Genomic DNA, 13,102 nt, shown 5'->3' on the forward strand with positions numbered 1-13,102 from the left:
TTCCTACAAGCCCACATTATAGGGATCAATCATGCTCTCGCTGTTTCGCCGAAAGCCGCGATCAACTCCAAAACAAACTGCTCCAACCGAGCCAACACCGTCTGCAGAATTCACCGAGCCTCAATCGGCAAAATCGCTGCTGGCATCACCTCGCCGGCAAAAGCTACTGGAGCAGATCTGGCAGCGCACCGCCCTCTCCCGCTCTCAGTTCAACACACTCTACCTTGACCCAATCAGCCGATACGCTGAGCTCGTTCAGCTTCTACCCGCTTCAGAAAATCACCACCACGCATACCTTGGCGGCATGCTCGATCACGGCCTAGAAGTCATCGTTTACGCATTGAAGCTGAAGCAATCCCATCTGCTTCCATCAGGTGCACAACCCGAGGTTCAGATCGCCCAAGCTGAAGCCTGGAGCGCCGCCCTGGCTTACGCCGCCCTGGGCCATGACCTGGGTAAAATCGCTGTCGACATACACGTTGAGTACGCCGACGGCAGCGTCTGGCATCCTTGGCACGGGCCACTCTCGGCCCCGTACCGTCTACGCTATCGAAAAGACCGGCAATACCGTCTCCATACCGCAGCAACCGGTCCACTCATCCATCAGATTGTTACCCGAGAGATCCAAGACTGGCTCTGCTCTTTCCCGGAGCCGTGGAATTGCCTGATGTTCAACTGGGCAGGACAAAGCGAGCATACCGGCGACCTCGGCATACTGATCACTCAGGCCGATCAAGCCTCCGTTGCACTAGCGCTCGGTGGCGATCCCGCCAAGGCCATGGCCGCCCCAAAACACGCCTTGCAACGCAAGCTGCTCGAAGGCCTGCGTTATTTATTGAGCGAAGAGTTCAAGCTCAACCAGCCCCAAGCCTCTGATGGTTGGCTCACCCAGGACGCCCTTTGGCTAGTTAGCAAAACCGTCTCGGACAAACTCCGCGCTCACCTGCTTTCGCTAGGTGTCGATGGCATTCCAGAAAGAAACATCGCCGTATTCAATGTGCTGCAAGAACACGGCATTGCCCTACCCAACGCCGACGGCAAAGCCATCTGGAAAGCCACAGTGACAAGCAAGACAGGCTGGTCTCATAGCTTCACGTTTCTGAAGCTTTCACCTGCCTTGATCTGGGACGCCGGAGCGCGCCCAGCCGCTTTCATAGGCACGGTCATAGTCGACGACATCGAGACCCTCCCGATACCTTCGGACGACGCCTCAAGTCCCGATAGTTCCCCAAGACAGCCCAGGAAGGGAGTAGCCCCAGCAAACAGCCCACCACTCACACTCCCCTACTCAATGACCGAAGAGCCTGCGTTACCTGACTCTGTCGACGCGCTCATGGATTTATTCGGAGGTCCCCCTTGCCTACCCGATGACTTCGACGAAATCCCCCGAGATGATCTAGAGCCAGTGATCATGGAGACGAAGGCTGAGATGCCAATCAAGCCATCCGGAGCTCACTTCATGGAATGGTTAACTCAAGGCGTGCGATCTCACCGCCTCATCATGAATGACACCAAAGCTCTGGTGCACACCGTCAACGACACCATTTTTCTGGTCACCCCAGGAGTCTTTATGCGCTACGGCCAGGAACACCCTCACCTCGCCCGTATCGCAAAGAAAGAGCAACTGCACGACTGGCAATGGATTCAGAAACGATTTGAGGAAATGAAGCTGCATCGCAAACATCCCAACGACCTTAACATCTGGACCTGCGAGGTCAGCGGTGCGCGCAGAACCAGACTTCTACACGGTTACCTTCTCAAATCACACGGTGGCCTCATGAACGACCTGGCCCTGAACAACCCCTATCTCAAGGTGGTGGAACCAGAGCCAAAGAAACCTAAACGCCCCACTTTAGGAAACACCCGGTAACCGCTTTGTGGATTGACAGCAGTCCCCCAGCGACGCAACTTACACACGTGTCTTGCTGACGTGTTCAGCTACATGCCAGCCGTAAGGATCCTCTCATACGGCGCTGCGATGTTTCGCAGGATCCATCCCAATGACTGCATCGTTTCGGTAGCGCAGTCAGTCGACTTAAGGTCGATGGAAACACAGATTTTCTCACCCACGACGGGCCTTTCCCGTCGTGGGACAAGGCCCTTAATTTTTTGGAGGCCTTAATGAAAATGGAACTGGCTCTGTACCAGGCACTGATCGCGATCAACGTCCCCGAGCCCAAAGCCCATGCAGTGATCAACGCAATGGAGAATGACATGCATACTTTGCTTGCGACCAAGAGTGATCTTACTAATCTCGAACATCGGCTAACGGCTGAAATCGCCAAAGCTGACTCGAAATTGACTATTCGCATGGGCGTCATGCTCTCAGCCACCATCGGAATCTTGATCGCTGCAATGAATTTTATTCACTGATCTGTTTTCTTCACCGATGCTCTCCGAAACCACCTGTTCACCACAGGTGGTTTTTTATTGCGACGCTACCTGCTGGATACCTCCCTCATTGCAGAGCATCCGATTTTCTGAGACAACCGCCCTTTCTCGCTTTTCAGCTTCGTCTGAAGCTCCTGTGGCAATCCATTCCACAGGGTGAGCCCCGAGCGCCTCTCGATCTCGTTCACTGTTACCTGGAAATCACAGAAATTGGCAGAGCGTGGTGTGTCCTGCTCCATGATGAACGCTGCGTACAGACCATTGGCTGGACTGCTGCCGGTGAAAATGACTTTCCAGTATCCGCTCGGGATCGTATGGATCTTGTTGGTGCCTGGTAACGAGCCCATGTTTTTTTCGTAGAGAGGCCCCGTGGTCACGTAGACAGCGTCGATTTCAGTCGGCTTGCTGAGGCTGCGTTCTTGATCCTCCAAGCGCGCCCAGGCGCCTTGGTTCAAATCAGATTTCTGCGGTGTGATGTTGGTGAGGTAGTTCAGTGTCTGCCAATCGGAGACTCCGCCCATGGATGCCAGGTTCGCCTGGTGGCCTCGGTCCATTTTTAGAGCGACGTTGGCGCCGCTGTAATCAGCAGGACTCAATGTCTCCTCAGCAGGGACATCCGGATCGGTTTTCCAGTTTCGAGGACGGCCGCTTGCAGGGGTTCCCTTTGTAATTTTATAGGCAACCCAGTTGGCGAATTTCGTTGAGCCGTTGTTGTTTAGCGTATAGGCCTGACGATACAGCGTTTGGGTTCCGCCGCCTAATGGACAGCCTACTGAACAGTTGTCGATCGTCGTAGGTTGAGTCAGCGGATGTTGTTTGGATGTGTTTGAGATGCCCGTTGGCTGAGGAGAGGTACAAGCCGCAATCAGAGGAATGATAAAAAGCGAGATTAGCTTTGTTTTGCGCATCCCTTGCATTGAAAACGTCCTAAAAATCAAAGGTATAGCATAACGTTCATTTTTCGTGAGTTCTACCCAATCAGAGTGTTACAAGCAATAGGTGACACGTGTGCGTCTCAAGATGATTGTCGCATCGACCTTAAAGGTCGGCTTCCGGCCAGAAGCTGTCGTTCACGGCTGACCGCTTTCGGCCGAGGCTGTGTAAAAACGCATTTCAGCGCGACAGGTACTCGAAACCGGACTGAAAATCATGCGTCTAGGCAAAATCCACATCTGCAGACGTGCCCATAAATTCAGATTTAACGTAGACCCGCACGCTTCAATTTTGGCGAAACGTCTTTACACACTCTGGGCAAAACGGTCATTTCGTTTCTCTTCGAAACAGTGGTGATTCAGTTATTGGGCATGCCCCCCTGAGGCGCTCCTGGGATCGGAACTGCGCATGCCAGCCATCGTTACGATCGAAAACCCAGCCGAATAGTCTAGTAGCTTGAAACAGATAGTATGTGATGTCGATGATGAAATTACCGACCTCAAACCATGCGTGGATCGCTCCCTCTTTCTGCTTTGGGTGACGTGTACCGCAGACGTACTCCCCTTCATACTGAAGCGTTTCCCAAACTACTTTCCCCAAAATGTCGGAAGCGCCCCCTCACGCGCCGGAGGGAAATCCGTTAACGATTGAGCCCTTTGCATTAACGAGGCTAATGAGTCCAACCCTGCACGAAAGGGCCACCTTCTCAAGCTCTGTCCTGATTGCATTCATGGTCTAATCCGTGTTCGAGCCCATTGGCTTCGAGCTAAGTTCTTTAGACCTGATCAAGGCATCCAAATTTGGCATGACATTAGCGTCGAGGTGATCCAGCATTCGCTGGCTCAGATGCTGCTCGCTTGGAATGCTAATGCCCTCTTGCCTCGCCCATTCCCGCAAAACGCCCAGCAATACCATGCTGACGGTCTGACCATCATCCATGTGCTGGAGAAGGAAAGCCTTTAGCCTCCCCCGTCCTTCATCGGAATGCAGGTCAAGACCTCCGGGTACATCATGTAGCCGATGCGCGATGACGTTGCGATACTGGAGGAAGCGATCCAACTTGTCGCCAAAGGTAGGATGCAGGTCTACCCTCTTTCGCAGCGCATTGAGCAGTTGTCCCAAAGTGGCTTTTGAATGTCGCTCAAGCAGGATCTGAAGCTGTTCCACAGTTTGCAGTGGCTCGCCGTGCAATGGAAACGTTAGGCAACTGCTCAAAAGACGCTCAACACCCTGCGCCGCGATCACTGCAAGGCCCAATGTCTTCAGCACATCGTCCTGCACAGGCTTATAGCCTGATTGCGCCTCATCTTTCATGATCAAGACAGTCCTTGATGTGCTGGATGCCAACCGGAAGAGTCTGAGGCCGTTGACCCATAGATGCGGGACTTGGGCGAGAATTTCCGGTAACCAGGGTTACCCTGCGTAGCGCTCCCATTTTTGGATTGCTGCTCTTGCTTCTACCTGGCCGACGCCGCTTACCAGTGAATCAGCAAATGCCAAGTGGGCATCCATGTAACGGTCAAAATCTTTCTCCGGAACGCCATTCGAAAGCGCGCGGCTCCACCACGAGAACGCAACAACAAGCTTGCCAAGCTCAGGGTCGTAATGATCCTTCATTCGGTCAAGACCGCCATCGTTGAAAGCGACAGCCCATCCGAATGCTTTTGAAAAATCCCGAACTTTTTGAGGCTGAGAGCCCCGTGCATATTTTTTATGAATATCTGCGTGCGTTTGGCGATCTTCTTCCAAGGATGGGACATAGAGGAGTCCACAAATGCGGCAGGTAGAAACGGTCAAGTTGCTTCTCCTTTCTTGATGGACGCGAAATTTCGCATCGCGCTATGTACTCGGCGCCACAGATGCGCGGCTTGCGGTGTACCTAGGCGGCAAATCCGCTGCTGTTTCCGTTATGACCTTGATCAGGCTTTATAGGGAATCGGCTCCCAGACGTTTTTGCCTGCCTCGTGCCTCACCTCCAGCAATACTAAAGGCGCATCCGTTCGCTTGCTCAGGTTGATTTGAAGCGGGTGTCTAGGTGTTATCGCCCCGCCCATTGTTTTGAAAAGAATGGCGTGAATGAGCTCGCCGTTGGAGCTTGTGAAGGCATTTTTGTTGTAACCACCAAAAAAAGCTTCGTTACTCCCATGGGTCCAGGAGATCTCTTCTTCCAAATTTTTAGTCAGTAGGAGAAAACTAGGATTCGGCTCCATCAAATGGGATGCTTGGATTGTTACGGCGATGGATCCATCAGCTCCGGTTACCGCTGAGAAAGTTAGATTTGAAAAGCCCTGATGTTGAGGCGTAAACGATGCGCTTCCTTGCGCCACACTTACGATCTGAGCGATTGCCGCTTCAAGGCCGACGGTGAACATGTCAATGTAGAGCGTCTGAGTAAGCAAAGCAGGCATCGAGCTGCCGTCAACTCTAATAGGGATCATTCGAGTTTTTCCGCGTGTTGCAGCATGCAAAGCGTTTTGCCACTCCAACTTGACCATTTGGCTTGCGAGACTTTTGGCCGAGACAAAAAAGAAGACGTACTCTGGTGCTTCTAGCCCTTTATTCATCTGATCAATGATGCCGTCACCTGGGCGGATAGACCAGGAATCATAGAAAACCTGATCAATGCCAAAAATCTCTGCCAACCTAACGGCCACAGGTTCGACGATTGGCTTGTCCGCATGATTGTGACTCAAGAAAATCTTGTGGCTCACTTTGTTCTCCTGCCTGAAACTTTAGTTGAAGAGCAATGGCGGTGCTGAAGGTGTCTCTAGATGTGTAGTCGCAACTTTTTCCGTTAATTTTTCCCGATCACTGCACTCGCGTACGCCCCCTACAGCCCTTCGGAGGAGCAATAGATTTCTCCATATGACCACAAGAGCCTTCCTGCCCATTCCGATAATCCGTGCATCCCCAGAAAGGCTTATCAGTCCCTCGCTGCATCATCCGCCCCCCAGAGACCGGACACAACGCTACCCACCCCCCACAGTCCTTACTGCAGATCAGGTAGCGCCCCTCCCTTCGCATGAGTGACTGGCAATCTGGACAAGCCGTTTCGGTATGTTTGCAGCGCGGAGAAAGGGAACAGAAGTAAAATGATTCTTTACCGTTTTTCCTGATGCGCAACATCAGCTCACCCGCCTCACAAGCAGGGCAAGCGGGACCCGGCTCAGGCACTACGACCAATGCACCAAATTCATTGAGCTCGACGTCGTATTTTTCATCAAGGAGCTCTTTGATAAAGCTGGACGCCTTCCCTTTGCTTACGACGAGGTACACCCGCCGCTTAGCCCTGGTGAGCGCCACATAAAACAGTCGCCGCTCTTCAGCATGGGCAAACGTCTCACGCGGTGGCAAAAGCGTTTCCAGCAACGGATGGCTCGCCTTTTGCGGAGGCAAACCAAACTTACCCGCCTTGTTGCCGAGCACCACGATGTAGTCAGCCTCCTGCCCTTTGGAGGTATGGATGCTGTACGTTTTTATCGTCAGCCCCGGGTAGCTATCACTCAACTGTTTGAGCCTAGCTTTATCTGGCAGCAAGAAATTAAAGCGAGCCAATATGTAGACCACTGATCCCGGCTTGGCTCTGGCCGATATCCGCGTCAAAACGTGAGGCAACACTTCATCATCGTCCAGCTCGGTTCTGAACAATGAAACCGCAGGCGAATCCTCCAGCGTATGGGTATGAATATCCTTCTTCAACTGCGCAGGGTTGCGCATCACAAACCGACTGGCGACAGCATTGATTCGATCGTTGAAGCGAAAGGTCTTGTCCAGCGCACTGATGGCGGTCGCACCGAAGAAAGTCTCAAACTGCGAGGTGAGACGAATGTCACTGCCCGCAAACCGATAAATGGATTGCCAATCGTCCCCAACACAGAACAACGACCCATCAGGCTGCGATCGCCGAAGAGCCTTAACCAAACGAGCCCTTGGCTCGGAGATATCCTGGTACTCATCAACCAGCACAAAACGCCATGGAGCGTTGAAACCACCCTGCTCCGCCAAGCGCACCGCCTTTACGATCATGTCATCGAAATCGATCTGATCCTTACCCTCCAGGTCATCCTGGTAACGCTTGTAGATAGGCATCAGTAGCTCAAGCGCTGCCCGCATTTGATCCGGGAAAGGTGCCGCGTTGATACGTGCTTCAAGATCGACCTTAGCCAGATCAGCGGCCTTATACCCCGTCAGCAGCTTTTCGAGCAGTTCAGCAAATTCGGTGACCACACCAAACTCACGAAGCGTTTCCAGCATGGCTTCATCGGGCAGCGGATTGAAAGTCACGCCAGCCTCTGCCAAACGTTTCTCTAGCAAAGGCAGTAGCTGGCCTTCCTGTTGCTCGAAGTGGAAGGTTTCAATCAAACGGGTCTGGTGTTGCTTGTGCAGAGCGCGCTTCCAAGCTATCGCCTGATGGTAAGCCTTGCGATCGATGTAAGGCGCAGTATTGCCCTGGCGGTCTGTACCGAAGTGCTCGATGTAGAGCTCAAATGCAGGTAGGTAAAAATCCGGGTGATAATCCCGTCTCTTTGCCGTACGGGTGGACACCTTGTACCGAGGCTCATATTGGTACTCCACTCCCATCTTGAAAAGGAAGTTGGCGATCCGGCATTCAGCCATACTTTTGACACGCTCCCCTTTGAGGGTTCTGACCTCATGCTCTGCCAGGTAAACGAAGTACTCACCTAGGGAGGCAAAATCGAAGGGGTTTTTGATCGGAAATAGGTAGCTCTCGAAGTATTGCAACAGTCGCTTGCGATAATCTGGGTCCGTCTGTAAATCCTCAAAAGCTACTTGGGCAAACCGCTTTCGGGCAGCGTCATCATCAGCCATTGGGGTAAGAGACGGTTGACCCAGCATGTCCTTCCCCAGGGAGTGGAAGGTCGATGCTTTGATGCCCTTGATCCCTACACGCGCTTCCAGTCGCTCGCGCATTTCTTCAGCAGCATCTTTTCCATAAGCCAATAGCAAAATATCTTCCGGCTGCGCCTGTCCGCTGCGCACCAGAAAGGCGACTCGGCCCATGGTCGTGCTGGTTTTTCCGGTACCCGCCCCAGCAAGTACCAGGTTGTTATCCTCATCCACGATGCAGGCAAGCCGCTGGTTGAGCGTGAGAGGCATGGACTCGATTGTATCGAACAACTCAGCATGTTCGACCAAACTGAGCTTCACGTAATGACTACGCCAACGGCGCAGACACCTTTCCCCGTTCTGGACCCAGGACCAAGCTCGGATCAAAATCTTGCGCTCAGCCGCTGACAGAACACCTAGCCCTCTTGGAGGCAGTGCTGGCCAATGCTTGGATTGTTCAATTAGATCAGCGTGAAGCGACGTCCACTGGGACCGCCGGCAATAATGGCAGGCTCGAACTCTCTTGAGGAAAGCATCCAACGTATCTGCAATGGCAAGCACCCGGCTGCCATACCACTCACGTAACACCTCACGCCAAAGGTCGTCAGCCCGTTTGATACCCCATCCAATCGCCCTCAATTGACCGGAGGGCAAGGTTAGGGTCAAACAAGAAATCCCCAACCAACGATTTAGTTGAGGTGGCTTGGGCATTCCAGTCGCCAGGACTTTGGACGATCGTCCAGTCCAATCGACAGCCATCAATCCGTTGGAGGCTATGTCCAACGAGGCACACGTGGAACCTAACCATTTCGCCAAGCGAAAACTACGAAAAGCTCCATGAATCATTGAGGCGTCCTGCCCTGCCAGCACTGAAGAGAAATCGGTGCTGTGCTCATCCATGCCATACAAATCTTCCTTTCTACGTCCTAATCCATGCGCAAATACGCCACTATTGAGCCATTATCGCATAACACGTCGAGGTCAGACAGGCATATGCGCTTTGGCAGTCGGCATGCTTAGCTTAGCTTGGCTGGTCCTTGATAATTTCCAGCGACAGGTCGCAATCGGGCCAGAAGCTGCCACTTCACAATGGCAGATACACCACTTAACAATGATCCGAAGCCACTCCAAGCCGCATGGTCAGCTGAGATCGATCCAAGTTTCCACCAATACACCCACTTATGAGGAGCTCGAACACACCCAGTATGATCCCGAAGGACCATAGTATTTGCTTCAAGCTCACAGGGCGTCCCTTCCAAAATTCTAGTGGCCGCATCCTGCCTGTAAGACCGGGACCACCGCATCACTTCCAAAGCACCATAGGCGGTTGAAAACTCCTGAGTCTGAGCGACCAAGCAGATCGCCAGCATAAAAAATGCCGGGCCATAGCTTCTTGCCGTCCTACCGGCTCACATGAGCGTTTCAATTCGGGACGAGCTGAATGACATTGATATTGTTCGGGTAGGAAGTAGATTTGTTGATCCCCGCGACCTTGATAGTCGTGTTATAGAATCGCCCCGTCTTGGTATCCTGTCTCTCATTCAGCCCGTAGGAGTGGTTGGTGTACGAGCAAGCAACAAGGTAGACCCCGGCATCATCATCACGTCCCACAATCGCAACCCAGTGTTCCCCCATCCCGCCTTCCTCGAACTCAGCCTTTTCCCTCACACAGAGAATCGCCACAGCCTTACTGAAATCCATTGTGGTCAGAGCCTCAATGTCAGTGGAAGTCACCAGAGGTGACACAGCCGATCCATCAGTCATCACCTCGAAGCAGGTCGCAATGAAGGCTTGCTTCACCTTGGCGTCAGTCGCGTTCCTGAGCTTGCCGAAATCGCTTCCCTCCCCCAACACGAAATTGTGAAGGGATGGCGTATTGCCAATGACGCGCCTCCACAAATTGGAGTTCCTGTACGCGAAATCTGAGGCTTTGTCGCTTGGACTTCTAAGTGCTTTGTACGCATTGAACAGGGAATAGATCAGGCACAGACCATCAAAATGGCCTTGCGCCAGAATTCGTTGGATAGGTTGAGTCGACCTCAATGAGATTACCCTATTATTTTGAACAGATTTTAATCGTGTTTATTTATTGAGAGTGCCCACAATCAGTGGCTATGCAGCTCGAGCGAGCGCTATGCGCGCCCGGCGCGACAGAAGATTTTCTCCTGCCGATACAGCGGTAGATAGTCAGCAGACTTGCCACCATGACGAGGACTCGCTCACAGCAAAGACGCAAATGTGCGTGGAGAGCCAGGACGCAATTTGCCTTACCATGAGACATGGATCATCAAGGCAATGAATGCCCCAAAGAGCGTAACCAAAACCACGCCGCCCAACGCGACTGCCCAGCCCCAAGCAAAGCCACTCTCACCCTTGAATTTACCCCCTGTCAGCTTACGTAGAATGGCTACACCGATGCGGTGAGCAAGCGCGTTGACAAGGTAGTCCGTAATAAAACCTACGACAGTATCCATCTCAACCATCGTCCTTTTCATTCAGTTCCGCAAATCAGGGAAGATATCGAGCGAGCATTGCAATTAGGATTTCCAGTCGCGCGGTCAGGAGTTCGACTGAGTTCTGGATTCGAATTTGAACACCGGGCTTTGCGATCTCAGCTCTTGAAGCGATCATCGACGCGTAATTTTTCCTGACGTAGCAGCTTCAGCGCACTGGCAATGCCTTCTGCATTTTGATCAAGGGTTTGCAGAGCCGTAACGACATTGCGATGAGCTTTGCTTGAGTTACTAGCCTTGCTCCACAAGGCCAACTCCTCGATAGCAGCGGCCAGAGCGTTCTGATTCACCTGGATCAGCTCCAACACGTCAGCCACTATTTCGATTTGCCCATCATTCATCGTTTCTTCTCCCCAAGGTCTCTTGAGCGTAGTCCAACGCGGACGCCGTGGCATGGATCAGGACATGCAGCTCACTGAAATAGAGCGGCCTTCCGCGCAGGTTACCTCCGACCCTGCCCGAGGCTCACCTTCTATGGGTGACCATGGAAGAGCGTTGCCCCATCTCGTCAACCGGCTCAACAGATCCGAGTGAAGGCCGCGAGATTAGGACTCACACCCCGACCCGACATCAGAACCCACCAGAACAGCACTGCCCGCTACTTACAAATAACAACCCACAACTGATCCAACCTCGTCGTAAAACTCCGACTCATCATGTCCCGCCGCATCCCCCACTCCGGATTGACCGGAACGCTGGCAGCGCGAAGCGTCCCCCTACCCCATCGCCCATTGATTTGATCCAGTACCGCCATCAATTTTGTAGCTTCCGCTGGCTGCGAGGTCGCGAACAGATCATCCGTATACTCCCCTTTCTGGCACAGGTTCATCAGCAAAACCTCCGCCTTGCTGTACTTGAAACCCGGCCTGTACACCCGATCCAGTGCATCCATTGCGGCCTTTGTCAGCAGACGAACATCATCCGTCGGATACGGCAGCTCAACGAGCACCCCATTGGCGTATTTCGCCTCCTCCGGATTGAACATCCCGGTGCGGATGCTCACACGAACCTTCTTGCACAGAGACTGCTGAGCCCTGAGCTTTTCCGAGGCCCGCATCATGTAGGTGGCCACCGCTTCCTTGATCGGCGCCAACTCGGTAAGACGCTGACCGAACATACGGCTACAGCATATCTCCTGCTTGGGCGGATCTGGCTCGTCCAGTTCCAGGCACGGCGTACCGGCCAACTCCCGAGCCGTCTTCTCGATCACTACGCTGAACTTCTTACGAAGCGTCCAGGGGTCGGCCTTGGCCAGGTCCATAGCCGTCTTGATTCCCATGCCATCCAGGTGCACTTTCATCCTGCGGCCAACACCCCAGACCTCGGACACATCCGTGTTGCGCAACACCCAATCACGCTTGAACGAATCGCAGATATCAACCACCCCACCCGTCTGCACCTGAAGGCGCTTGGCCGTGTGGTTCGCCAGCTTGGCCAGCGTCTTGGTGTGAGCGATCCCCACCCCGACTGGAATGCCGGTACAACGCAGCACCTGGCTACGAATCTTGCGACCCAGCGCATCCAAGCCATCAATGCCAGTCAGATCAACAAAGGCTTCATCAATGCTGTACACCTCAACCGCCGGCACCATGGACTCAATGAGCGTCATGACCCGCTCACTCATATCGCCATAAAGCGCGTAGTTGGATGAGAACGGAACAATGCCGTGCTTCTGCAGCTTGTGCTTGATCTGGAAGTACGGCTCCCCCATCTTCACGTAGGGCTTGGCATCGTAACTGCGGGCAATCACACAGCCATCGTTGTTGCTCAGCACCACGATGGGCACCCGGGCCAGGTCTGGACGAAACACACGTTCGCAACTGGCGTAGAAGCTGTTGCAATCGATCAGAGCAAACACCGGCTGGACTTTAGACATGGCTGCGCACGCTGCAGGTGATCACACCCCAAATGACCAGTTCGTCCCCCTCAAGCACGTACCTGGGTGGGTACTTTGGGTTCTCCGACAGGAGAATCACCTCCTTTCCCCGCAGGCACAGCCGCTTGCACACAGGTTCGTTATTCAACAGCGCCACAACGATGTGCCCGTGCACCGGCTCCAATGCTCGATCCACTACCGCCAAATCCCCTTCGAAGATTCCAGCGCCCTGCATGCTCTCCCCGGCAATCGAAACCAGATAGACATGCGGAGCACGGATGTTCAGAACCTCATCCAGTGAGATGTGCGCTTCGATGTGGTCCGCTGCCGGGGATGGGAACCCAGCAGGCACACGAAACGAACACAAAGGCAGCTTCAAGCCACCCTCGGCAATAGGACCCAAGATTGAAAAGCTCATGACGCACGACACCAAAATACCTGTACGAACATACAGTTAACTTTGTACAAGTATGGCGGTCAATTTGTATAGGAATTATCAGACAAGCGGATCGGAAGGTCGGCGGATACGGTACGTCCTCCG

The 13,102-nt window shown here is 53.2% G+C and carries 12 protein-coding genes; 2 read left to right on the forward strand and 10 right to left on the reverse strand.

The annotated features are described in order from the left end of the window. Positions 1–31: 31 nt before the first annotated feature. Positions 32–1,870, forward strand: coding sequence for a MobH family relaxase (gene mobH, locus FGE05_RS06230; protein WP_139642592.1), 1,839 nt, complete (start codon positions 32–34; stop codon positions 1,868–1,870). 251 nt (positions 1,871–2,121) lie between these two features. Beyond that, positions 2,122–2,373: a hypothetical protein gene (locus FGE05_RS06235; RefSeq protein ID WP_139642595.1), complete on the forward strand. Its 252-nt coding sequence runs from the start codon at positions 2,122–2,124 to the stop codon at positions 2,371–2,373. A gap of 65 nt (positions 2,374–2,438) precedes the next feature. Here FGE05_RS06235 and FGE05_RS06240 read toward each other — a convergent pair whose 3' ends face one another. The 10 genes from FGE05_RS06240 to FGE05_RS06290 form a co-directional block, all read right to left on the reverse strand. Beyond that, positions 2,439–3,308, reverse strand: a complete 870-nt coding sequence (locus tag FGE05_RS06240) for a DNA/RNA non-specific endonuclease (RefSeq protein WP_139642597.1) — start codon at positions 3,306–3,308, stop codon at positions 2,439–2,441. A 751-nt stretch (positions 3,309–4,059) separates the two neighbouring features. Next, positions 4,060–4,638 (reverse strand): hypothetical protein, encoded by a 579-nt coding sequence (locus tag FGE05_RS06250; protein WP_139642599.1) that lies wholly within the window; start codon positions 4,636–4,638, stop codon positions 4,060–4,062. A gap of 99 nt (positions 4,639–4,737) precedes the next feature. After that, on the reverse strand, positions 4,738–5,121 hold the full coding sequence (locus FGE05_RS06255; protein WP_139642602.1) for a hypothetical protein: 384 nt from the start codon (positions 5,119–5,121) through the stop codon (positions 4,738–4,740). Between the two features lie 122 nt (positions 5,122–5,243). Beyond that, positions 5,244–6,035: a toll/interleukin-1 receptor domain-containing protein gene (locus FGE05_RS06260; protein WP_139642605.1), complete on the reverse strand. Its 792-nt coding sequence runs from the start codon at positions 6,033–6,035 to the stop codon at positions 5,244–5,246. 97 nt (positions 6,036–6,132) lie between these two features. Beyond that, entirely contained in the window at positions 6,133–8,493 is a 2,361-nt protein-coding gene (locus FGE05_RS06265; protein ID WP_257225599.1) for a UvrD-helicase domain-containing protein, read from the reverse strand. A gap of 1,101 nt (positions 8,494–9,594) precedes the next feature. Continuing rightward, the gene (locus tag FGE05_RS06270; RefSeq protein ID WP_139642607.1) at positions 9,595–10,215 is read right to left on the reverse strand and encodes a hypothetical protein; all 621 of its coding nucleotides are present in this window, start codon (positions 10,213–10,215) and stop codon (positions 9,595–9,597) included. 224 nt (positions 10,216–10,439) lie between these two features. Continuing rightward, on the reverse strand, positions 10,440–10,646 hold the full coding sequence (locus tag FGE05_RS06275) for a hypothetical protein (protein WP_139642612.1): 207 nt from the start codon (positions 10,644–10,646) through the stop codon (positions 10,440–10,442). Between the two features lie 137 nt (positions 10,647–10,783). Next, positions 10,784–11,026: a hypothetical protein gene (locus tag FGE05_RS06280; protein WP_139642615.1), complete on the reverse strand. Its 243-nt coding sequence runs from the start codon at positions 11,024–11,026 to the stop codon at positions 10,784–10,786. Positions 11,027–11,283: 257 nt separating this feature from the next. Then, positions 11,284–12,561 (reverse strand): translesion error-prone DNA polymerase V subunit UmuC, encoded by a 1,278-nt coding sequence (umuC, locus tag FGE05_RS06285; RefSeq protein WP_139642618.1) that lies wholly within the window; start codon positions 12,559–12,561, stop codon positions 11,284–11,286. Further along, on the reverse strand, positions 12,554–12,979 hold the full coding sequence (locus FGE05_RS06290) for a LexA family transcriptional regulator (protein ID WP_055137764.1): 426 nt from the start codon (positions 12,977–12,979) through the stop codon (positions 12,554–12,556). Before FGE05_RS06290 ends, umuC begins: the two co-directional genes overlap by 8 nt. Positions 12,980–13,102 lie beyond the last annotated feature (123 nt).

Source organism: Pseudomonas sp. ICMP22404 (genome assembly GCF_006227205.1).
GTDB lineage: Bacteria > Pseudomonadota > Gammaproteobacteria > Pseudomonadales > Pseudomonadaceae > Aquipseudomonas.